27 protein-coding genes are annotated in these 21,128 nt (G+C 64.1%); 5 read left to right on the forward strand and 22 right to left on the reverse strand.

Annotation, left to right across the window (positions count from 1 at the left end; all coding sequences use genetic code 11):
• Positions 1–46: 46 nt before the first annotated feature.
• Genes K0M74_RS03755 through leuC form a run of 4 tightly spaced genes read right to left on the reverse strand, consistent with a single transcriptional unit; the run spans position 47 to position 3,952 of the window.
• Entirely contained in the window at positions 47–1,042 is a 996-nt protein-coding gene (locus K0M74_RS03755) for an NADPH:quinone oxidoreductase family protein (RefSeq protein WP_293968186.1), read from the reverse strand.
• A 10-nt stretch (positions 1,043–1,052) separates the two neighbouring features.
• Positions 1,053–1,646 carry a 3-isopropylmalate dehydratase small subunit gene (gene leuD / locus K0M74_RS03760; RefSeq protein ID WP_293968190.1) on the reverse strand — a complete coding sequence of 198 codons (594 nt, stop codon included), beginning with the start codon at positions 1,644–1,646 and terminating at the stop codon, positions 1,053–1,055.
• Between the two features lies 1 nt (position 1,647).
• Complete coding sequence (locus tag K0M74_RS03765) at positions 1,648–2,496, reverse strand: N-acyl homoserine lactonase family protein (protein ID WP_293968193.1); 849 nt, start codon at positions 2,494–2,496, stop codon at positions 1,648–1,650.
• 25 nt (positions 2,497–2,521) lie between these two features.
• A complete protein-coding gene (leuC, locus tag K0M74_RS03770) occupies positions 2,522–3,952 on the reverse strand; it encodes a 3-isopropylmalate dehydratase large subunit (RefSeq protein WP_293968195.1) in 1,431 nt (476 codons plus the stop codon).
• A 157-nt stretch (positions 3,953–4,109) separates the two neighbouring features.
• On the opposite strand from leuC, the gene K0M74_RS03775 reads away from it, so the two are divergent.
• Entirely contained in the window at positions 4,110–4,628 is a 519-nt protein-coding gene (locus K0M74_RS03775; RefSeq protein WP_293968198.1) for a sterol desaturase family protein, read from the forward strand.
• Between the two features lie 99 nt (positions 4,629–4,727).
• On the opposite strand, the gene K0M74_RS03780 is transcribed toward K0M74_RS03775, so the two are convergent.
• The 8 genes from K0M74_RS03780 to K0M74_RS03815 all read right to left on the reverse strand — a co-directional run bounded on the left by K0M74_RS03780 (position 4,728) and on the right by K0M74_RS03815 (position 10,807).
• Positions 4,728–5,408 (reverse strand): glutathione S-transferase family protein, encoded by a 681-nt coding sequence (locus K0M74_RS03780; protein WP_293968201.1) that lies wholly within the window; start codon positions 5,406–5,408, stop codon positions 4,728–4,730.
• Positions 5,396–6,373 carry an NAD(P)-dependent oxidoreductase gene (locus K0M74_RS03785; protein ID WP_293968203.1) on the reverse strand — a complete coding sequence of 326 codons (978 nt, stop codon included), beginning with the start codon at positions 6,371–6,373 and terminating at the stop codon, positions 5,396–5,398. Before K0M74_RS03785 ends, K0M74_RS03780 begins: the two co-directional genes overlap by 13 nt.
• A gap of 72 nt (positions 6,374–6,445) precedes the next feature.
• Positions 6,446–7,753, reverse strand: a complete 1,308-nt coding sequence (locus K0M74_RS03790; RefSeq protein ID WP_293968205.1) for a serine hydrolase — start codon at positions 7,751–7,753, stop codon at positions 6,446–6,448.
• Between the two features lie 50 nt (positions 7,754–7,803).
• On the reverse strand, positions 7,804–8,253 hold the full coding sequence (locus K0M74_RS03795; RefSeq protein ID WP_293968207.1) for a hypothetical protein: 450 nt from the start codon (positions 8,251–8,253) through the stop codon (positions 7,804–7,806).
• A 4-nt stretch (positions 8,254–8,257) separates the two neighbouring features.
• On the reverse strand, positions 8,258–8,893 hold the full coding sequence (locus K0M74_RS03800) for a CoA transferase subunit B (protein WP_293968209.1): 636 nt from the start codon (positions 8,891–8,893) through the stop codon (positions 8,258–8,260).
• Entirely contained in the window at positions 8,893–9,741 is an 849-nt protein-coding gene (locus K0M74_RS03805) for an HAD family acid phosphatase (RefSeq protein ID WP_293968211.1), read from the reverse strand. The genes K0M74_RS03800 and K0M74_RS03805 overlap by 1 nt, the downstream gene beginning before the upstream one ends.
• Positions 9,742–9,767: 26 nt before the next feature.
• Complete coding sequence (locus K0M74_RS03810) at positions 9,768–10,097, reverse strand: DUF5076 domain-containing protein (protein ID WP_293968213.1); 330 nt, start codon at positions 10,095–10,097, stop codon at positions 9,768–9,770.
• Entirely contained in the window at positions 10,097–10,807 is a 711-nt protein-coding gene (locus K0M74_RS03815; RefSeq protein WP_293968215.1) for a CoA transferase subunit A, read from the reverse strand. The genes K0M74_RS03810 and K0M74_RS03815 overlap by 1 nt, the downstream gene beginning before the upstream one ends.
• A 91-nt stretch (positions 10,808–10,898) precedes the next feature.
• Between K0M74_RS03815 and K0M74_RS03820 the strand changes: the two genes are divergently transcribed.
• Positions 10,899–11,792, forward strand: coding sequence for a LysR family transcriptional regulator (locus K0M74_RS03820; RefSeq protein ID WP_293968217.1), 894 nt, complete (start codon positions 10,899–10,901; stop codon positions 11,790–11,792).
• A gap of 185 nt (positions 11,793–11,977) precedes the next feature.
• On the opposite strand, the gene K0M74_RS03825 is transcribed toward K0M74_RS03820, so the two are convergent.
• From K0M74_RS03825 to K0M74_RS03860, 8 genes are all read right to left on the reverse strand, one after another.
• A complete protein-coding gene (locus K0M74_RS03825; RefSeq protein WP_293968219.1) occupies positions 11,978–12,625 on the reverse strand; it encodes an HAD-IA family hydrolase in 648 nt (215 codons plus the stop codon).
• Between the two features lie 16 nt (positions 12,626–12,641).
• The gene (locus K0M74_RS03830) at positions 12,642–13,046 is read right to left on the reverse strand and encodes a hypothetical protein (RefSeq protein WP_293968221.1); all 405 of its coding nucleotides are present in this window, start codon (positions 13,044–13,046) and stop codon (positions 12,642–12,644) included.
• 48 nt (positions 13,047–13,094) lie between these two features.
• Positions 13,095–14,198, reverse strand: a complete 1,104-nt coding sequence (locus K0M74_RS03835) for a DUF2855 family protein (protein WP_293968223.1) — start codon at positions 14,196–14,198, stop codon at positions 13,095–13,097.
• Between the two features lie 93 nt (positions 14,199–14,291).
• Entirely contained in the window at positions 14,292–14,981 is a 690-nt protein-coding gene (locus K0M74_RS03840) for a VIT family protein (RefSeq protein WP_293968226.1), read from the reverse strand.
• An 11-nt stretch (positions 14,982–14,992) separates the two neighbouring features.
• The gene (locus tag K0M74_RS03845; protein WP_293968228.1) at positions 14,993–15,379 is read right to left on the reverse strand and encodes a type II toxin-antitoxin system VapC family toxin; all 387 of its coding nucleotides are present in this window, start codon (positions 15,377–15,379) and stop codon (positions 14,993–14,995) included.
• Positions 15,376–15,633, reverse strand: a complete 258-nt coding sequence (locus K0M74_RS03850; protein ID WP_293968231.1) for a type II toxin-antitoxin system Phd/YefM family antitoxin — start codon at positions 15,631–15,633, stop codon at positions 15,376–15,378. The genes K0M74_RS03845 and K0M74_RS03850 overlap by 4 nt, the downstream gene beginning before the upstream one ends.
• A gap of 64 nt (positions 15,634–15,697) precedes the next feature.
• Positions 15,698–16,162 carry a heme-binding protein gene (locus K0M74_RS03855; RefSeq protein ID WP_293968233.1) on the reverse strand — a complete coding sequence of 155 codons (465 nt, stop codon included), beginning with the start codon at positions 16,160–16,162 and terminating at the stop codon, positions 15,698–15,700.
• A 26-nt stretch (positions 16,163–16,188) separates the two neighbouring features.
• Positions 16,189–17,109, reverse strand: coding sequence for an SMP-30/gluconolactonase/LRE family protein (locus K0M74_RS03860; RefSeq protein ID WP_293968235.1), 921 nt, complete (start codon positions 17,107–17,109; stop codon positions 16,189–16,191).
• A 46-nt stretch (positions 17,110–17,155) separates the two neighbouring features.
• Between K0M74_RS03860 and K0M74_RS03865 the strand changes: the two genes are divergently transcribed.
• Together K0M74_RS03865 and K0M74_RS03870 are read left to right on the forward strand one after the other, a co-directional pair.
• Positions 17,156–17,755, forward strand: coding sequence for a TIGR02466 family protein (locus tag K0M74_RS03865; protein WP_293968237.1), 600 nt, complete (start codon positions 17,156–17,158; stop codon positions 17,753–17,755).
• Positions 17,756–17,881: 126 nt separating this feature from the next.
• Positions 17,882–19,315, forward strand: coding sequence for an NAD-dependent succinate-semialdehyde dehydrogenase (locus tag K0M74_RS03870; RefSeq protein ID WP_293968239.1), 1,434 nt, complete (start codon positions 17,882–17,884; stop codon positions 19,313–19,315).
• A gap of 42 nt (positions 19,316–19,357) precedes the next feature.
• Here K0M74_RS03870 and K0M74_RS03875 read toward each other — a convergent pair whose 3' ends face one another.
• Both K0M74_RS03875 and K0M74_RS03880 read right to left on the reverse strand, forming a co-directional pair.
• Entirely contained in the window at positions 19,358–20,119 is a 762-nt protein-coding gene (locus tag K0M74_RS03875; RefSeq protein WP_293968241.1) for an SDR family oxidoreductase, read from the reverse strand.
• Positions 20,116–20,487 carry a dihydroneopterin aldolase gene (locus K0M74_RS03880; RefSeq protein ID WP_293968243.1) on the reverse strand — a complete coding sequence of 124 codons (372 nt, stop codon included), beginning with the start codon at positions 20,485–20,487 and terminating at the stop codon, positions 20,116–20,118. Before K0M74_RS03880 ends, K0M74_RS03875 begins: the two co-directional genes overlap by 4 nt.
• 90 nt (positions 20,488–20,577) lie before the next feature.
• Between K0M74_RS03880 and K0M74_RS03885 the strand changes: the two genes are divergently transcribed.
• Positions 20,578–21,081 carry a GNAT family N-acetyltransferase gene (locus tag K0M74_RS03885; protein ID WP_293968245.1) on the forward strand — a complete coding sequence of 168 codons (504 nt, stop codon included), beginning with the start codon at positions 20,578–20,580 and terminating at the stop codon, positions 21,079–21,081.
• The last annotated feature ends 47 nt before the right edge of the window (positions 21,082–21,128 follow it).

The raw sequence follows: 21,128 nt of genomic DNA on the forward strand, positions 1-21,128 counted from the left end.
GCGAGATCCCGCAGCGCCGCCGTCAGGACGGGATCGCGCCGATATTTCAGATCGTGACGACCAGCTTGCCGACCGCGCTGCGGTCGCCAAGCTTGGCGATCGCCTTGCCGCCGTCGGCGAGGGCGTAGGTGCCGGTGACGCGCGGCTTGATCTTGCCCTGTTCCCACAACTGGAACAGGCGCGCGACATGCGCACGGTTGCGCTCCGGCTCGCGCGCGACGAAGGCGCCCCAGAACACGCCCGCGACGTCGCAGCTTTTGAGCAAGGTCAGGTTGAGCGGCAGGCGCGGGATGCCCGCGGGGAAGCCCACGACGAGGTAGCGGCCTTCCCATGCGATCGAACGCAGCGCGGGCTCGGCATAATCACCGCCGACGGCGTCATAGATGACATTCGCGCCGCCCGGTCCGACCGCTTCCTTAAAGGTGTTCGCGAGTGCCTTGGACTGATCCTTGTCGAACGGCTGGCGGCCATAGATCACCACCTCATCCGCGCCCGCCTGCCGCGCGATTTCGGCCTTTTCTTCGCTTGAAACCCCGGCGACGACGCGCGCGCCGAACGCTTTGCCCAGTTCGACCGCGGCAATACCGACGCCGCCCGAGGCGCCGAGGACGAGCAAAGTCTCGCCTTCCTGAATGTGACCGCGATCGACCAGCGCGTGGATGCTGGTGCCATAGGTCATCAGCAGCGATGCGCCCTCGGCGAAGTCATGGCCTTCGGGCAGGTGATAGACGTTGTGGACGCCGACCGCGACGGCTTCGGACATGCCGCCATTGCCGCACCCGGCGATGACGCGGTCGCCGATCTTGAACCCGGTCACGCCTTCGCCGACTTCGGCGACGAGGCCCGCGACTTCGCCGCCGGGGGCAAAGGGGCGCGCGGGCTTGAACTGATATTTGTCCTCGATAATCAGCGTGTCGGGGAAATTGACCGCGCACGCCTTGACGTCGATGACGATCTGGTCAGCGCCTGCGGTCGGCCGTGGCAACTCACCGAGAACCAGCGTTTCGGGGCCGCCAGTGGCGGTCGACAAGAGAGCCTTCATCATCTTCTCCTTATGCCAGCGTCGGCGTTAGCCAAGGCTGGGTTTTTGCTATCATTTGTTCATGCGCGGCGATCGCCGCATCGCTTTTTTCGGTGAGTGAAATCTCGTCGAGCCCGTTCAGCAGACACATTTTTCGGAACGGGTCGATCTCGAAAGTAAAGCGGTCCTGGAACGGCGTCGTCACCGTCTGGGTGTCGAGATCGACATGGATCGGATCGGTCGCCGCGACTTCCATCAACCGGTCGATGGCCGATTGGGGAAGCACGACTGGCAGGATGCCGTTCTTGACCGCGTTGCCCGAGAAGATGTCGGAATAGCTGGGCGCGATCACGACACGGATACCGAGGTCACCGAGCGCCCACGCGGCATGCTCGCGGCTCGACCCGCAGCCGAAATTGTCGCCCGCGATCAGGATTGGGGCTTGCCTGTACTCGGGCTGGTCGAACAGATTGTTGGGGTCGGCACGCAGCGTTTCGAACGCACCCTTGCCCAGCCCTTCGCGGCTGATCGTCTTCAGCCATTTCGCCGGGATTATGACGTCGGTGTCGACATTCTTCAGCCCGAACGGGATGGCGCGGCCTTCGATTTTTTCGATCGGTGCCATGCTATTCGGCGGCCTGCGGGAAAGCAGGCAGCTTGCCGACGTCGCGCGGTTCATGCTGGATGATCACCGTCGCTTTCAGATTTTTGGCCAGCGCCTTGAAGCGGTCGAAAGACGCGAGCGTGTCGGCGCGGTTGGTGTTAAAGGTCGGCACGCCTTCGCTGTCGTAATTTTCCTGAAAATGCGCCTGATCCCCGGTCAGCAGCACCGTCCCCATTCCCGCCAGTCGCACCAGCAGCGTATGATGGCCCGGGGTATGCCCCGGCATGTCGAACATCACCACGCTGCCATCGCCGAAAACATCTTTGTCGCGCGCGACCGGATCGACCTTGCCGCCGCCGCTGATCCAATGCGCGAAAGGTGTCGGATCGACAAACGCGGGTGGAGGGCTCTGGGTCAGCAAGTCCCAGTCACTTTTGCCGATAAAAAGCTTCGCCGTGGGGAAATCGGGCAGCTGGGCGATATGGTCGAAATGGAAGTGGCTGACCCCGACGATGTCGATGTCCTCGGGCTTGAGGTCAAGCTCGGCGAGCTGCTCGACGAGGGTACGGGTCACTGACGCCGACATGTCGCCGTCTGCACTGAAGGCCGCGCCTTTCAGCGCAGACGGCAATCCCAGATCCCACAGCATCAGCTGGTCGCCGTGGCGAATGAGGTAACAACCGACCGTCAGGTCTCGGCTCTGCCCCGGATAGGCCTCGGTGTCCGAAAAGGCGTTGAGCCGGTTCACCCGCACCGTGCCGCAATCGAGGCGGGTCAGGCTGACCTTGGCCGCCGCAGGCTTGTCCTGCGCGATGGCGGGGGCGGCGAGTGCCAGTGCCGCTGCGGCTGATGCGATAGCTTTCCAGATCATGCTCTTGGCTCCCTCCGTCACGCGCTCAATCGATCAATTCCCGCACGTCGGTGAGCCGCCCGGTCACCGCCGCCGCCGCTGCCATCGCGGGGGAGACGAGGTGGGTGCGGCTGCCCGGCCCTTGACGGCCGACGAAATTGCGGTTGCTGGTGCTGGCGCAGCGTTCGCCCGCGGGTACCTTGTCTGGGTTCATGCCGAGGCACGCTGAGCAGCCCGGCTCGCGCCACTCCAGACCCGCGTCGGTGAAGATGCGGTCGAGCCCTTCGGCCTCGGCCTGTGCCTTCACCAGCCCCGATCCGGGGACCACGATTGCCCATTTGACGTTGGCCGCCTTGTGGCGACCTTTCAGCACGGCGGCGGCAGCGCGCAGATCTTCGATCCGGCTGTTGGTACAGCTGCCGATGAAGATATTCTCGATCGGTACGTCTTGCATCCGCGTACCGGGCTCCAACCCCATATAGGCGAGCGACTTGGCGACGGCGGCCTGTTTCGACGGGTCGGCAAAGCTGTCCGGCGCGGGGACGGTGCCGGTGATCGGCACGACATCCTCGGGGCTGGTGCCCCAGGTGACGCTGGGCGCGATTTCGGCGGCGTCGATGACGACGGTCTTGTCATAGGTCGCGCCCGGATCGGTCGCGAGGCTGGTCCAGTAAGCGATCGCGGCGTCCCAGTCGGCGCCCTTCGGCGCATAGGGACGACCCTTGAGATAGGCGAAGGTCGTTGTATCCGGCGCGATCAGCCCAGCGCGCGCGCCGCCCTCGATCGCCATGTTGCTGACCGTCAGGCGACCCTCGACGCTCAACGCGCGGATTGTGCTGCCGGTATATTCGATGACATGGCCGGTGCCGCCAGCGGCACCGATGGTGCCGGTGATGTGGAGAATGATGTCTTTCGCGGTGACGCCGGGACCGACCTCGCCCTCGACGCGCACTTCCATCGTTTTCGCAGGCTGGAGCAGCAAGGTCTGCGTCGCGAGCACATGCTCGACCTCGCTGGTTCCGATCCCGAATGCCAGCGCGCCGATGCCGCCGTGGCACGCGGTGTGGCTGTCGCCGCAGACGATCGTCGTTCCGGGCAGTGAAAAGCCCTGTTCGGGGCCGACGACATGGACGATGCCCTGCTCGGCGGCGGTGGCGTCGATGTAGCGGATGCCGAAATCGGGGGCATTGGTTTCGAGCGCGGCGAGCTGCGCCGCGCTTTCCACGTCGGCAATCGGCAGCCGGTTGCCCGCCGCATCCTTGCGCGCCGTCGTCGGCAGGTTGTGATCGGGTACCGCCAGCGTCAGGTCGGGGCGGCGCACCGTGCGCCCGCTCGCGCGCAGCCCGGCAAACGCCTGCGGACTGGTGACTTCATGGACGAGGTGGCGGTCGATGAAGATCAGGCAGGTACCGTCGGAGCGCTGTTCGACAACATGCGCGTCCCAGATTTTTTCATACAGTGTGCGGGGGCGAGTCATGCCGCTGCCTTAGATCAGCGGCACAACTTTGCAAGCTGGTGGCGATAAGAAACGCAATTTTCGGTCGTGACGGTTGCCGTTAATCCTTGGTAGCGATTTTGCCGTCACCCCGGCGAAGGGAGTGGCGTGACTGATTGGCCGCGCCTATATTCGCTCCATGTCGCTGCCCACCATCATCGCGCTCATTCTCGCCACTGTCCTCGCGATGGAGTTCGTCGCCTGGGCGAGCCACAAATATATCATGCATGGTTTCGGCTGGGCATGGCACCGTGACCATCATGAACCGCACGACAAGATGCTGGAAAAGAATGATCTGTTCGGGCTGTTCGGCGCGGCGCTCAGCATTTCGATGTTTGCGGTGGGCAGCCAGATGATCATGGGATCGGCGGCGTGGGAGCCGGGGACGTGGATCGGGCTGGGGGTGCTGTTTTATGGCATCATCTATACCGTCGTCCACGACGGACTGGTGCATCAACGTTATTTCCACTGGGTGCCGCGGCGCGGCTATGCCAAGCGGCTGGTGCAGGCGCACAAGCTGCACCATGCGACGATCGGCAAGGAAGGCGGGGTCAGTTTCGGCTTCGTCTTTGCGCGCGATCCAGCGAAGTTGAAGGTGGAGTTGAAGGTCCAGCGCGAGGCCGGGATTGCGGTCGTGCGTGAAGCTTTGAGCGATTAAATTTCGTCATTGCGAGAAGCGAAGCGACGCGGCAATCCACAGCCTGCGTCAACCGGCCTGGATTGCTTCGCTGCGCTCGCAATGACGAAGAAAATGGAGCTACCCCGTCCGGTAATCCGCCGTAATCGCCCCGCAGGCGCGCAATTCTTCCTCATGTCCGACCTCGCGCCAACTTTCGGCGAGCGCCTGCCGTTCCCAATCGAGCATCGCGGGGTGCGTGAGGATGTGGTCGACCCACGCCTGCCCGGCGCCGACGTCGAGGCCATAGGCGCGGATGCGAAACGCGACCGGGGCGAAGAAGGCGTCGACCGCGGTAAATTCCGGCCCGGCTAGCCAAGGGCCGCCGAATTTTGCCAGCCCCTCTTCGAACAATTCGCGGATCCGCGCGATGTTGGCTTTTAGCGCGTCGGACATCGGCTTCGGGGTGACGCGCACCCCGACATTCATCGTGCAATCGTTGCGCAGCGCCGCAAAGCCGCTGTGCATTTCGCACGCCGCGCACTGCGCCCAGGCGCGCGCGTCCGGCTCGGTCGGCCACACGCCGTCGTGCCGGTCACCGAGATACAGGGTGATGCCGAGCGAATCATAGATGGTGCGCCCCTTGTGGAGTAGCGCGGGAACCTGTCCGGTCGGCGAGAAGCTGCGGAAATCGTCGTAATTGGCAGGCTTGGTGAACGGCTCGATGCGGTCGCGAAACGCGATGCCAAGCGCGCTCATCAGCACCCATGGACGCAGCGACCAGCTCGAATAATTGCGGTTGGCAGTGATCAACTCGTACATGCTTCGCGCTCCTGTGCGACGATGGGGGAGGTGTAGGCGGGGTCGTGCGCGAAAGGCAGCGCGCTCCCCTCGCGCAGCGCCGCCAGTACGCTCGCGAAATCGCTGCGGGCGCGCCAGCCGAAGCGGCGCTCGGCGCGCGACGGGTCGTAAACGCGGTCGATCTTGTCAGGAAGCACCCAGCCCGCCGCTGCATAGAGCTCGGCGGCATCAGGGTGTGCGCGTGCGATGACCGCGCGGGCGTCGCGGGCAAGCTCCTCGGCATCGTCGCGCGCGAACGGCGGCGGCGCGGAGAGGATGAAGGTGTCGCAGCCGATCGTCGGCGCCGCCTCCAGGGCCGCGAGATGGGCGGCCGCAGCATCCTCGACGGCCAGACGGCGGTGGAGCATCTCGTTCGCCTTCAGGTTCGGACCGCTCGGTACCGCATGGGTGTCGTCATCCTCGGGAAAGAAGCGTCCGGTGCGCAGGATCGCCACGTTGATGCCATGTTCGCGGTAGACGAGGCGGCACGCCTGCTCGGCGGCGAGCTTGGTGATGCCATAGATGTTGCGCGGCTCCAGCGGACCGAAATCCTCGTCCATCCACCAGGCGCCGGTGTCGCCTGCGCCGGCCCGAACGTCGGCGCGCACCATCAGCGAGGTGGTCGAGGTGAACAGGAACCGATCGTTGCCCGCCGCAACCGCCGCCTCGATCAGGTTCAGCGTGCCGCTGACGTTGACGTCGATGAAGGCCTGGCGCGGATAGCGGACGATGTCGGGTTTGTGAAGCGCGCCGCTATGGATGATGACTTCGATGCCATGCTCGGCCATTGTCCGATCGATTAGCGCGCGGTCGGCAACGGTGCCGATCACCTGCGTCCAGACGCCGGGCACGACATCAAGGCCGGTGACCGTATGACCATATTGTCTGAGCAACGGAAAGAGATACCGGCCAAGCCAGCCGGACGATCCGGTAAGCAGCACGCGCATCAATGAGTCTCCTCTCGCTCTCGGACGCGCGCTTTAACCAAGCAGCGGTCCCGGGAGCAAGCGTCCCGCGCGTTACCCTTTCGCCGCGCCCGCAACCGGGGTGGGCGCCGCGGCCACGCCCGGCGCGGGCGGCAGCTCGCTGAGGTCGAGCCAGCCGGCGTCGGCGCGCTTGTGGTAGCTGTCGATCGCGGCAAACGGGATGCGGAAGGGGAAGCCCCAGTCGCTGTTCCACATCGCGACGACGCCCGTCCGCGTTGCGGGTTCGAAAATCATGGTCGCGCGATATCCCGAAACCGCGCCCGAATGGCCTTCGAGCCGGTGGCCGCTATAGCTGAAGCTGCGCCAACCGAGGCCATAGGATGCATCGCCCATCGCCTGACGCAAGTCGCCGCCATAGAGTTTTGCAGTGCCGACGCGGGGGCGGTGGGCGAGCTGCAACACCGATTGCGGTAGCACATCGGGGCGCGTCCCCATCATCGCCTGCATCCATTTGGCGAAATCGACGATGTCGCTTTCGACGCCCGCCGCCGCAGGAACACGCCAATAGGCCTCCTTGACGGGAAGGATATGGTGACCCCGGTGCGGTTTCGCCCAGTCATTCGCGCCGGTCAGCCGCTCCATCCCGAAACCGGCGCTGACCATGCCGAGCGGAAGGAAAAAGCGATCTTCGACGGCGTTGGAAAAGGGCTTGTCCGCCGCCGCCGTCAAAATTTCGGTCGCCGCGTCGAAAGCGATGTTCTGATAGGTGTGGCAGGTGCCGGGGTCGCATTGCAGCGGCGCGGCGGCGAGTCCGGTCCGGATCAGCGCGGGGTTCTGCCCTTCCTCCAGTCTGTCGTCATAGGCATTTTTGGTGAGGCCGGTGCGCTGGGCGAGGAGGTCATCGAGGGTCACCTGCGCTTCTGCGCCGCGCGGCAGGCGCAGCGATGTGGACCAGTCGGCGACGGGACGGTCCAGATCGAGCGTGCCGTCCTTGGCGAGCGCCGCCGCCATCACGCCGGTCGTGGTTTTAGAGACCGACGCCCAGCGGAACATCGTCTGCGCAGTGACCGGCGCACCGGTCGACACGTCGGTGACGCCATAAGCGCGCACGAAGCGCAATTCACCGTCCTCGACCACCGCCACCGCCAGTCCGGCCATTTCGGGCCGCTGCGCGAGGTCGGCGAGTTGCCGGTCGAGCGCACGATAGTCGATCCGGCCGCGCCATTGCGCGGGGGTGTCGGGCAGGTTTTCCGGCGCCATGATCGGGATGGGAACGCTGGCGAGCGGCTGGTTGCCGCCAAAGGCATGAATGCCGAACCAGCCCGAAACCCCCAGCGCGGCTATCGCGACAAGGAGAAGGACAACGCGCGGCATCGAAGCGGGATTGGACTGCGACCTCATAGTTGACGCCGTCTTAGCCGCGCCTGCCGCCGCCGTCACCCCCGGAGGCGTTAGGGAACCAGGTGGCGCCAGGCTTTGACGGTACCGATGGCGTAAACCGCGCCAAAAATCAGGACGATCAGCGACGACCAGATTGCGAATCTGTCCGTATATTGGCGGCTGGCAAAGTTCACCGGCACGAAGGCCAGCGCGCGGATAAGATAGATAGCGGTGATCGTCACCAATCCGGTGCGTAGCAGGGGCAGGCGGGGAAGAGTGCCCGCGCCCGAAAAGGCGTAAGCGGACCAGATCAGCAGGACCGCAGCGATGCACAGGGTGATGATCGTCGGTTGCCAGTCGCCCCGCGCCGCCGCCCGCGCCATGCCTTCGCCCGCGCCAAAGAAGCGATACCAGTCGGAGCCGCCAAAAATGCACGCGATATGGACCAAGGCCGCCGCGACCGACAACGCGCCGCCGATCATCAGCCAGGTAGAACCGGGGTTGGCGGCGACGCTAGTCATCGATTCAGGCAATATAATGCGCGGTAGTTTTTTCGGCGACCTCTTCTGCGGCTACCCCGGGGGCCAGTTCGATCAGCTTGAACGGGCTGGCGTGATCGTCGCGCCGGAACACCGCCAAGTCGGTGATAATCATGTCGACGACATTCTTGCCGGTCAGCGGCAGCGTGCATTCGGGGATGAATTTCGGGCTGCCGTCCTTGGCGTTGTGCTCCATCACGACGATGATCTTCTTGACCCCGGCGACGAGGTCCATTGCGCCGCCCATGCCCTTGATCATCTTGCCCGGGATCATCCAGTTGGCGATGTCGCCATTTTCGGCGATCTCCATCGCGCCCAGGACGGTCAGGTCGATATGGCCGCCGCGGATCATCGCGAAACTGTCCGACGAACTGAAATAGGCCGAATTGGGGACTTCGCTGATCGTCTGCTTGCCCGCATTGATCAGGTCGGCGTCCTCTTCGCCCTCAAACGGGAAGGGACCGATGCCCAGCATACCGTTCTCCGACTGGAGCGTCACCGTCATCCCGGCGGGGATATGGTTCGCAACCAAGGTCGGAATGCCGATCCCGAGATTGACGTAATAGCCGTCCTGCAGTTCCTTTGCGGCGCGCGCCGCCATGTCGTCGCGAGTCCAGGGCATTATTTCGGCTCCCAATTTTTGTCGGAGGGGAAGGTATCGTCCCAGCCCAGCTTTTCCCATGGGCCATAGACGGGGTTGGGGAACAGGAACCAGCCCTTGTCCCACAGCGCCGCGACGGTGGGGCCGTTGGCGAGCGCGGTGCGGGTTGCGGCGGGCAGATCCCTGAGGTTGAACTGCTGGCTGAAATCGCCGAGCTGGTCGCCGGCGAGGATGATGACGCAATATTTCGCCGCGATGGTCGCGCGGCGCATGTCCTTGCTCGACCCGGTGGCATCGTCGCCCATCAGGAACAAGGTCTCGCCATGCTTGAAGTCGCCGAGCCCGGCAGCGCGAAGAGTGTCTTCGCTGCCTTTGACATTGGTGGCGCTGCGGTTGGTGTTGGCGATGACGGTGATCCCGGCCGCGCGCAGCTTCCCGATCATCTCGACCGTGCCGGGCATCGCGAAGGCCTTGCCCGCGCCGGTCTTTTCCCACTGATCCCAGATTTTCGGATCGAAGGCGACGCCCTGCTGTGCGAACCAGCGCATCGGGCCGAGATTCCAGATCAGCGTTTCGTCGGCGTCAAACACTGCGGCGAAGGGCTTGTTGCCGCATGGTTCAAAACGCGGCGCGTCCATCGTCGCAACGGCGGCGAGGATGACGCTGTCGGTCGGGCGCTGCTTGATCCGTGCGAGGCCGTAGTCGGCGATGCGCGCATTGGTCGCGCGAACGGCGATAGCGGCCTCGGCCGAGCCGTAGAGATATTGCAGCGCGACGGGCGGTTTGGCGGCGTTCGCTGGTGCCGGTGCAGCAAGCGACGTTGCGATTTGGGCAGGTGCACTAGCGCAGCCCGAAAGTACCAATACCATCGCAAGAGTAAGCGACAAGCGAGGCATCAGTTCAATTCTCCACAGTTTGTGAGCGGAGCAGAAACCGTCTTTGGATCATCGCGCTCTGCATCCAACCCCAGCCAAATGCGATCGAGCATTTCGGACTCGCTGGTTCCGTTTGGTTGGGCGAAGGCTCTCGCTCCATGACGGACTGCATCGACCATCAACATTGCGCACATCTCTGGGGTAGCCCACCGTTCAGGTTGGATGATGCACGTGGCCGGGCCCTTGTTCTCCACCCACATTTGGACGACTTTGACCGAATTGTTGAAAAAGTCACAGTCGTCGACCAATAGCTCGTCCGCGATCCGCCCGGAAATGGGTGGCGAGTCCATTACGCCGCCTCGCGCGGGCGTGTCGTGCGGAACTCGATCTTCTTGTCATAGGGCGCGCCGATGATCATGCGCTTCACATAGATGCCAGGCAGGTGGATGGTGTCGGGGTCGAGGCTGCCGACGGGGACGATTTCCTCAACCTCGGCGACGCAGATCTTCGCCGCGGTCGCCATCGGTGCGTTAAAATTGCGCGCGGTCTTGCGGAAGATCAGGTTGCCGCTTTCGTCGGCTTTCCAGCCCTTGATGATCGCCAGGTCGGCGAAGATGCCGCGTTCGAGGATATAATCCTGGCCGTCGAAATTCTTGACTTCCTTGCCCTCGGCGACCGCGGTGCCGACGCCGGTCTTGGTGTAAAAGCCGGGAATGCCCGCGCCGCCGGCGCGGCAGCGTTCGGCGAGCGTGCCCTGCGGGCAGAATTCGACCTCGAGCTCCCCCGCCAGATATTGGCGCTCGAATTCCTTGTTCTCGCCGACATAGGAACTGATCATCTTCTTGACCTGCCGCGTGCGGAGCAGTTTGCCGAGCCCTTCGCCGTCGATCCCGGCGTTGTTGCTGGCGATCGTCAGGTCTTTGGTACCGGCATCGCGGATCGCGTCGATCAGTCGTTCGGGAATACCGCACAGGCCGAAACCGCCCGCGCAGATCTGCATGCCGTCAAAGAGCAGGCCTTCCAGCGCAGCGGTGGCGGTGGGATATTGCTTCTTCCCCATGGGACGGCTCTCCTGACTGTGATGGCGCGCGGATCTTGGCGCATTTAATTCATCAATTCTAATTGTTCTAATTTGTGATTATGCATAGGCAATGTCTATCAATCGCGTTGCGCTCTATCACCTCGAAACTTTGCTCTGGATAGACCGGTTGGGCACGTTTTCGGCCGCCGCCGAGCGGCTGAACACCACCCAGCCGACAGTCTCGGCGCGAATGCGCGAGCTGGAGCAGCGTCTGGGGACGGCGCTGTTTCGGCGCGACGGCCGCACCATGTCGCTCACCGCGGCGGGGCGCAAGCTGGTGCGCGATTGCGATCCGCTGCTGCGCGACATGCAATATGCTCTGCTCGGCAGCGGCGGTTATGGCGAAGCGAGCGGGGTGGTGCGGATCGGGGCGGGCGAGATCGCGGCAGCAAGCTGCCTGCCCGCCTTCGTCGCGGGGCTGAAGGCCGATATGCCCCATGTCGGGCTCGAGATCGAAATCGACCTGACCGCCAACCTGATCCAGCAGCTGTTGACCGGCCGCACCGACATCGCCTTTGCCGCCGGACCGATCGCGCATCCGGCACTCAAGACCAGCCCGATCGGCGAGGTCGAACTGGTGTGGCTGGCCAGTCCGGGCGTCGCGGGGGCGTTTGCGGATGGCTGCACCAGCTTGCCCGTTTGGTCGCTCGCCAGCCATTCGCCGATCCACGGCCGGATGCGCGAGGCGATCGCGGCGTCGCACATTGCGCAAAAGTCGCTCAACCTTTGCAACAATGCGCGCACGATGATCGACATCGCCAAAGCGGGCGGGGGAATCGGCATTTTCCCGCAGCCGATGGTGCGGGCCGAGGTGGCGAGCGGCGCGCTCGTCGAAATCGGGGGCATGCCTGCGCTCGAGCCAGTCGAATTTCAGGTCGCGATGCGCGTTGCGGATACCGAGCCGGTGCTGACGCAGATTTTTGCACGCGCGGCGCAGCTTGACATTGCCGAGGCGGGAAGCTGAGCGGGGGCGGAGGGTGTCGACCACAATCCGCCATCAAAAAAACCTCGTCATCCCGGCGAAGGCCGGGATCTCGCCGGTACGTAAATCCGAGAGGGTGAGATCCCGGCCTTCGCTGGGATGACGAATGGGAAACGGCAGCTCGCCACCCCTAAACCGTCATTCAGGGCGCAAGCGTAGGCCAATTGTCAGGCCAACGGCATCGCCAGCGCCGCCGAAAGGTCGACCAGCGCCTGCGCGCCGCTGGTCACCTTGATCGCGTGCATGCCCAGCTTCGCGGCGGGTTTGCAGTTGATGCCGAGGTCGTCGAGATAGATGCAGGCGGCGGGACCAACCCCGAGCGCTTCGCACATCATTTCATAAATTAGCGGATCGGGCTTGCGGACCCCGACCTTGCTCGATTCAATGACATGGTCGAAGCGCGCCATGATCGCGGCGACCTCTTCGGCCTTGGCGAAGCTGCGCGCCATGCCAGCGCCTTGGCCGCTGGGCACATTGTTGGTGATGCAGCCGATCGTGAAGCCCTTGGCTTTCAGCGTGTCGAGGGCTGCGACCATCGCCGGGCGCACCGCACCCGCCAGCACCGCGAGAACCGCTTCGCCTTCCAACTCATGGCCCAGCGCGCGTGCCTCGGCGGCGAACAAAGTGTCGAAGGTCGCGGCATCGATCTCGGCGCGCTCGAACTTCGCCCAGGCATTGCCGTCGGGGTCGGCGGCGTTGACGCGGCGCACGAAATCGCGCGGCAGCCCGCGCTCTTCCTCCAGCCGGTTGAACGCCTGGAACGGCGAAGACGTGATGACGCCGCCGAAATCGAAAATCACAGTGCTGTAGATCATGAAAGAAGGGGCAACCTTATTTGGGGGCGGGGCTGGCGATGCGCGTACCCGACCAGCTGGCGTCGTCGATGGTGAGATCGAGCCGATCGGGTGACCGCACCATGTCGAGCAGAAAAACATAAGGGCCGCTGGCGGCGAGGATTGCATCCATTGCCTTTTCGAGCGCAATGGTGACCGTTGGGATGCGCGCATAGGCGGATTTTATCTCGACCTTATTCGCGCCGACTCGGGTGACGGTGATCGTGACATTGTCGCGCGACGATCCGCGCGCGTCGGAAATGACGGCGCCATTGTAGGTGCCGGCGACGCGATCGGCGAGGTCGGCCTTGCGCGCGGGGGAGGCCTTGGGCGTCTCGGCCTGTGTGGTGGCAACCGGGAGCGACAGCGCGAGTGTCATGGCGACTATCAGGGTACGGAGCATGGATCTAACCTTTCCGGCGCGGCCCGACGGGATGTGCGCTCACCACCCTCATGGGACGACGACGATCCCCGTTCTGGGGTCGGCCTGTCCCGAAAGCATTTCCCGATAGGCGGCGAGCGCCGCGTCGCCGCCGCTGCGCTTATCGACCGATGCCAGCCGCGGGGCAATATCCATGAATGCCAGCCATGCTTCCGCGATCTTTTGCCCGAACACCGCGCCGCCCCAGTCGGAGATGCGTTTCTGGCTGCGGCCGGGGGCGAAAAAACCCTGGCGTTCGGGGCCGGGCAAGCCCTCGACATCGGCCTGCGCGTCCCAATGCGATTTGCCGACGATGATCGATGCGAGCAGCTGGCTGCCGAAATGACTGTGGACGACGCGCGTGACCGCGCCATTGCCCGCCATGTCGACCAGCGCAGCGGGGGTGGAGGCGTTGAGCGTCATGATCTGGTCATAGCTGATCACCCGGTCGTAGATGCCCTGCGCGGCGAGCGCATCGACATTGGCGGCGCTGGTCAGCCCGATCGTTTCAGGGCGGTCAGCGCGTTGCTTGAGCGCAAAGCCCAGCCCGATCGCTGTCTTGCTCGACGCGCTGGCGATCAAAATCTGCTGGACGCCATAATCGCCCTCATCATCGAACTGGTCCGCAATCAGCCAGCCGGTGAGGAACAGCGGGCGGAACACCGGCCAATATTCATGGTCGGCGGCGCGATAGTCGGCCAGTGCCTCGATCCGCTGATATTGATTGTAGATCGGCGGCAGCGTGGTGCGGCGCGGGGTGATGTCGGTGAAGCCTCCCGGTCCGGCCTTGCCGACGGTGAGCACAGCGTCACTCGCCATCGGATAATAGCCGTAGAAGCGGTCGCCGACCGATACGCCCTCTGCTGCGCTTTCGGTCACAATGGCAAAACCCCAGACGGGCAGACGGCCGGGTTCGCCCGGCTCAGCGAAGAAATCCCAATAGCCCAGATCATTGCCGAACAGCCCGGCGGGCTTGCCAAACACGGCATAGGTGATGTTGTTAGCGGTCATCGCATAGCTGTCGACATGGACGCGAACCTGTCCCGCTACGAGCGGCGTAGCGGGATCGCTAACCAACCGGGCTTGCGTGATATCGTCGCGATCGATGTCGATCGCCCAGCTTGTGTTACTCATTTCCGGACCCCTCCGATTGTCGTCCCGCTTTCGCGGGTTACGCCCTAGTCATACAGATACAGCCCGTGGTGACAATCACGCAGGGCGCACTATTCAGCCGACCGTCGTCCCGAACAGCGATCCGATCGCCATCGTCACCACCATCGCGACAGCGCCCCAGAATCCGACGCGCACGACGGCGCGCGCGATCGGCGCATTGCCTGCCCACGCGCCAAGCGCGCCTAGGATGGCGAGGAATATCAGCGACGCAGCGGAGACGATCCATGGCAGCGATGGGCCGGTGACGAGGAGCACGATCGCCAGCGGCAGAGCGGCCCCGACGGTAAAGCTAGCCGCTGATGCGGCCGCTGCCTGAATCGGGCGCGCCGCCAGTTCGCTGGTCAGGCCCAGTTCGTCGCGTAAATGGCTGTCCAGCGCATTATGTGCGGTGAGCTGCGCCGCAACCTGTTCTGCAAGCGGACGGTCGAGGCCGCGCTGCTGATAAATCTGGGTCAGCTCTTCGAGCTCCAGTTCGGGAACCGTGGCGAGCTCGCGCTTCTCCTTGGCAATATCAGCCTTTTCGGCATCGCCTTGGGAACTGACCGAAACATATTCGCCCGCGGCCATCGACATCGCCCCTGCGACGAGCCCGGCGGTGCCGGTGACAAGGATCGTTGAGGCTGATGTCCCGGCCGCCGCGACCCCGGCGATCAGGCTGGCGGTGGACACGATCCCGTCGTTGGCGCCCAGGATCGCTGCGCGCAGCCAGCCGATGCGGCTGGCGGCATGGGTTTCGCGGTGCATGGACGGCACTCCTACCAGAAACGGATAACGCCAAGCTGGTCGAACAGCTTTTCGTTTGAGACCAGCGCATATTGCTCGATCTGCGATTGAGCGATCAAGATGCGGTCGAACGGGTCGCGATGGTCGAACGGCAGCAAGCCCGCCAGACTGGCATGAGCAACCGAAATGGGGAGCTGGTCGAAGCCAAAACCCGCGATGACGGTTTCGAAGCGCTCGGCGAGTTCGTCGGCGCCGTCCAGCTTGCCAATCCGGAATTTGATCGCGACCTCGGTCGCGGAGACCGCGCTGATCCAGATCTGATTGTCGGGGTCTTCGATGGCGAACCTCACGGCATCAGGCAATTTCTCCGGTTCATTGGCGGCCCAGATCAGCGCGTGCGTATCGAGCAGCAGGTTCATTGCGCCTCTGGACTGTCTTCGCCGTTCCACAGCGCCAGATATTCTTCGGGCAGGGGGTCCCAAAAGCCAGCGTCGAGATCGATCGTGCCTTTCAGCGTGCCCAAAACGCGTTTCGGCTTGGTCACTTCCTTCACCGGCATCAGTTTCACCACCGGCTCCTTGCCGCGCGCGATCGTTACCTCTTCGCCCGCGAGGACGCGAGCAATCAGGCGCGACAGGTTGGTCTTCGCTTCGTGAATGGTAACGACGGTCATGCTGAAAAAATTAGCTAAGCTACTTAGCTAAGTCAATGCTATGGTTATACACGGCCCAAAGCCATCAGCGGGCGCGCTCTGACTTCAGCCCTGCTGCTGCGATCCCCGCGGCGGCGCAAGCGGCATCGTCAGCGGGCGCCTCGCCCGACGCGCCGACCCCACCGATGCGGGTGCGGCCGTCCGCCGAAAACACGGGAATTCCGCCCGCGACGGTGACGACATAGGCTGCTTCGGCGAAACCCGGTGTGCCTTTGACGGCCTCTTCCATGCCGCTGGTCGGAAAGCCCCAAGCTGCGACGGCGCGCGCCTTTTGCAACGAGAATTCCATGGCCCCATGGCCGTTGCCATCCATCCGCCACGCCGCGACGAGATGGCCTCCGGTGTCAACCACGGCAATCGCGTGGCTCTGTCCCTTCGCGCTTGCGTGCGCGGCGCAGCCCTTGACGATTACGTCCGCCATATTGGCGTCGAGCATCTGCGCGCTTGCGGGCGTCGCCGCGAGCATTACCGCGGTCCACAATATCTTCATCCTCGCCTCCCGATCGAGGCGCGGGGTCAGTGCTGCAGTTGCAGCCCTGGTCTGGCCCAGCGCGTTTTTACCAGCCGCCCCGTTCCCGACAGAGTGATATAGGCATCCTGCCGGTCGGGTCCGCCGAACGCGATGTTGGTGGTAAAGATGTCGTCGGTCGCGACAAATTCGACCAGCTGTCCATCCGGACCGACGACCGAAATTCCGCATTCGCCGATCGTCGCGACGCAGATATTGCCCGATGCCTCGACCGCCAGACTGTCAAAGAATTTATAGCCCGCGGGGCGATAGAGCGGGATGCCGGGGCCGCCGGGACCAGCGTCGGCGGCGACCTTGCCGGGGGCGATGATGTTGAACTTCATCAGGCGGCAGGTGTAGGTTTCGGCGGCATATAGCGCGTCGCCATCGGGCGACAGGCCGACGCCATTGGGGTTGTTCGAGGGGAAGATGACTTCCTCGATGAAACTGCCATCGGCCTTGGCGTAGAAGATGCCGACGATGTCGTGGCAGCGTTTGGCATAATCGACCTTGCCATGATCGGTGAACCAGAAGCCGCCATGGCCGTCGAACACGATGTCGTTGGGACCGCGCAGCACGACGCCATGATCGCCCGATTGATAGAGGATTTCGACCGCGCCGGTGTCGATGTCGATGCGCTCGATCCGGCCGCCTGAATAATCGTCGGCGATGCCGTGCGGCGCGAGGTAGCCATCCGATTCGACGTAGTTAAAGCCGCCGTTGTTGCAGCAATAGAGCTTGCCGTCGGGGCCGATCGCAAGGCCGTTGGGGCCGCCGCCGGGGGTCGCGATGACCTGCTTCTTGCCGCCGGGCCAGCAGCGCGTGATGCGCCCCGCCTCAATCTCGACGACGATGACGCTACCGTCGTTCATCACCACCGGGGCTTCGGGAAAGCGCAATCCATCGGCGATCAATTCGAACTCGGCCATTCTCGACTCCCTTGCTTGTCCACATTGGCTGTGCTTTGCGGCCATCATGCCCGTTCGTTCGCTGTTCGCCACAACTTTCTACGAAGCCGATATTGGCACGCCTGATCTGCTCGCAGAGCTGGAGGACAGCAGCCGGATGTTTGCCGAGGAAGATGGCGCGGGACGCGCGTGGAGCCGCGACCATGGCTACAAGGGCTATACCAGCTATGCTAGCCTGAACGACCTTCCCGAGCGCAATCCGGCGTTTCACGACCTCAAGCGCCTGCTCGACAAGGAGGTTAAGGCGTTTGCCAAGACGGCGCATTTCGACCTCGCCAAGCCGCTGAAGCTCGACAGTATGTGGGTCAATGTCCTGAAACCCGGCGGCACCCACAGCGGCCACATCCATCCGCACAGCATCGTGTCGGGCACCTACTATGTTGCGGTCCCCCTTGGATCGGGCGCGCTGAAACTCGAAGATCCGCGCCTCGCGATGCTGATGGCGGCGCCGGGACGCAGCGACGATGCGCCCGAACATCTGCTGCCCTTCGTCTATGCCGAGCCCGCGGCGGGGCGCGTGTTTTTGTGGGAAAGCTGGCTGCGCCACGAAGTGATGCCGCATAGCGGAAAGGGCGAGCGGATCAGCATCAGCTTTAACTATCGCTGAGCGCGACTATATCACCATCGTCATTGCGAGGAATGAACCGACGCGGCAATCCAAGAGCCCGCGTCAATCGCCCTGGATTGCTTCGCTTCGCTCGCAATGACGAGGCTCTAGAATGAAAGCTCCACCATGACCGCGACCTACGACGCCGACCTCCAGCTTTTCATCAACGGCGCCTGGCGGAGCGGTGAGGGGCGCGAAGCGCGGCCGGTGTATAACCCCGCGACCGCGGGTACGATCGCCGAACTGCCGGTCGCGACGGCCGCGGATCTCGACGAGGCGCTGGCGGCTGCGGCGCTTGGCTGGCCGGTGTGGCGGGCCAAGACCCCCGACGAGCGCGCTGCGCTGATGCGCAAGGCCGCGGGGCTCATCCGCGAGCGCGCCGACCATATCGCAACGCTGCTGACGCTCGAACAGGGCAAGCCGATCGCCGAGGCTCGCGGTGAAGTGCTGTCGGCGTCGTCGCTTCTCGAATATTTTGCCGAGGAAGGAAAGCGCGTCGAAGGCCGTATTGCGCCGCGTCCTGCCGGCCAGCGCGCGATGGTGCTGCGCCAGCCGGTCGGTCCGGTCGCGGCATTCAGCCCATGGAATTTCCCGGTCAATTTGATGGTCAAGAAAATCGCCCCCGCGCTCGCCGCGGGCTGCGTCGTGATCGCGAAAGCGCCCGAGGAAACGCCAGGCTGCACCAGTGCGATCATGCGCTGCCTGGCCGACGCGGGCATTCCCGGCGACGTCGTCCAGCTCGTTTACGGCAATCCCGACATGGTCAGCCGTCATCTGCTCGGCAGCGAGGTGATCCGCAAGGTCAGCTTCACGGGATCGACTGCGGTGGGCAAACATCTGATGAAACTCGCCGCCGATCGGGTGCAGCGGATCACGATGGAGCTTGGCGGCCATGCGCCGGTGCTGATCTTTGATGATTGCGATCTGGAGAGCACGCTCGACCGCGTCGTGATGCAGAAGTTCCGCAATGCCGGGCAGGTCTGCGTCTCGCCGACGCGCTTCTACGTTCAAGAGGGGATCTACGACGCCTTCGTGGCGGGGTTCGCCGAGCGGACGAAGAAGGTGAAGATCGGCAGCGGGCTCGACGCCGACACCCAGATGGGACCACTCGCCAATGCGCGCCGCGCGCCGGCGCTCGAGTCGATGATCGCCGACGCGACCGCCAAGGGTGCGCGCGTGATCGCGGGTGGCGCGGCGACGGGCGACGGCTATTTCTTCCAGCCGACCGCGCTTGCCGACGTGCCGATCGACGCCGATGCGATGAACAACGAACCCTTTGGTCCGATGGCGCTGATCCGCCCGTTCGGAACCGAGGATGAGGCTTTAGAGCAGGCGAACCGGCTGCCTTATGGCCTCGCGGCTTTTGCGTTCACCGAGAATGGCCGCCGCATCAACCGGATTGCCGATGGTATCGAGAGCGGGATGGTCGGGATCAACAGCTTCGTCATCTCGGCGAACGACATGCCGTTTGGCGGGATCAAGGAATCGGGCTTTGGCAGCGAGAGCGGGCCGGAGGGGCTGGATGGGTATCTCGTGACCAAGGCGGTGCATATCTATTGAGGGTGACGATCCTCCCCATGGCTTCGCCACGGGGAGGAGAATTCAATCCCGATCCAGCGCCACGAAATCCCTGCCCATCGGCGCCAGATGCGCGCCGCCGTCGACAAAGATCGTCTGCCCGGTCACCGCTTCTGCGCGGGCCAGATAGACGACGGCATCGGCAATCTGTCCGGGCGTCGGCAGCGCTCCGAGCAGCATCCGCCCCGCCAGCCGCTCGACCTGCGCCTCTGAATAGTCGTCGGTCGCCAGCGTCAGCCCCGGCGCAACGGCGTTGACGCGCGCGCGGCTGCCGAACGCTACTGCCAATGTCACGGTCGTCTGCCACAGCGCCGATTTCGACAGGCTGTAGGCGAGTTGGTCGGGTACCGGCTGCACGACGCGCTGGTCGACGATGTTGACGATCGCCGGACGTGCGCCCTCGCTGGCGGCGACAAGCGCTTTCGTCAGCATCACCGGCGCATGATGGTTTACCTGCATCATTTCCGCGAGCGCGACCGCCGACAGTTCGGCCCATTCGCCCTCGGCGAACAGCGCGGCGTTGTTGACGAGCAGATCGGGCGCGCGGCCGAATTTTGCGATCACCGCGGGGATCAGCGCATCGACCGCAGTGGGATCGGACAGGTCGGCGGCGAAGCGATGGCTGAGTGTTCCGGTCTCGGCAAGCGCGTCGGCGAGCACCGGATCGGCATTACCCGGGCTGCGCTTGTGGATCGCCAGCGCATAGCCTTCGCGCGCCAGCCGCGCCGAAATCGCGGCGCCGACGCGGTGGAGGCCACCCGTGACCAGCGCCAGCTTTTGCGTCACTTGCGCGCCCGCCGCATCGTGATGCCAATCTCTTCGCCGTCCTCGGCGATCGCGAGCTTGACGATCTTCACCTCGGCCTCTTCGACCTTGTCGTCCTGTAGGAACAAAGTGTCGATGATGTGGTCGGCGACGCTTTCGATCAGCACGAAATGGACATCCTTGGGGATGCCCTCGGTCGCCGCAAATTTCAGGTGCATGTAATTTTTGGAGGCGCTGAGCGGGGTCGTGGGATCGTAATGACCGGCCATGCTCAGCCGCGCCCGCACGCCGATGCGCAGCGGCTGCGGCAGGTGGGTTTCTTCGGAGTAAATGCCGGTCAGCACCTGGGTAATCAGCCCGTCCACCTCCAGCCACAATGTATCGGTCACAAGAAATCCTGTTCCTGCCGCGGCGACATTCACCTTTGCAATGTCGACCTCGGACCCTAAAGCGCCGCCGCATTAGCGAAAGGACGCGCGTTGGTCGAGTTACTTCCATTGTCGGACATCGAACCGCAGGCGGTCGAGGAACTCCTCGACGCCGCTTTCGGGGCCGATCGCTTTGGACGAACCGCCTATCGCATCCGTGCTGGTGCAGATGCGGTCCCGGCGCTCAGCTTTGCGCTGGTCGATAATGGCGCGCTGATCGGCACCATCCAGTGCTGGCCGGTCGCGCATCGCGCGGTCGATGGTGCTGCGACGCCGCTGGTGATGGTCGGCCCGGTCGCGGTGCGCCCCGATCTCCAGCGTGGAGGTCACGGTCGGGTGTTGATGGCGCATATGTTGGATGCGGCGGAAAGCGAGGCCGATGGCGCGCTGATGATGATTGGCGATCCCGAATATTATGGGCGATTCTTCGGCTTTGACGCTGACGCGACGGGAGCGTGGGATTTGCCGGGGCCGTTCGAGCAGCGGCGTTTGCTGGCGCGCGCGGTGAATCGGCATGACCTGCCGACCGGCGCGGGGATGATCGGGCCGCGTTAGGCCCCGTGCCCCGGCGAAGGAAGGGGCCCATCACCTGATTTTTCGCG

Origin of the sequence: Sphingopyxis sp., assembly GCF_019459305.1 — a bacterium.
GTDB lineage: Bacteria > Pseudomonadota > Alphaproteobacteria > Sphingomonadales > Sphingomonadaceae > Sphingopyxis.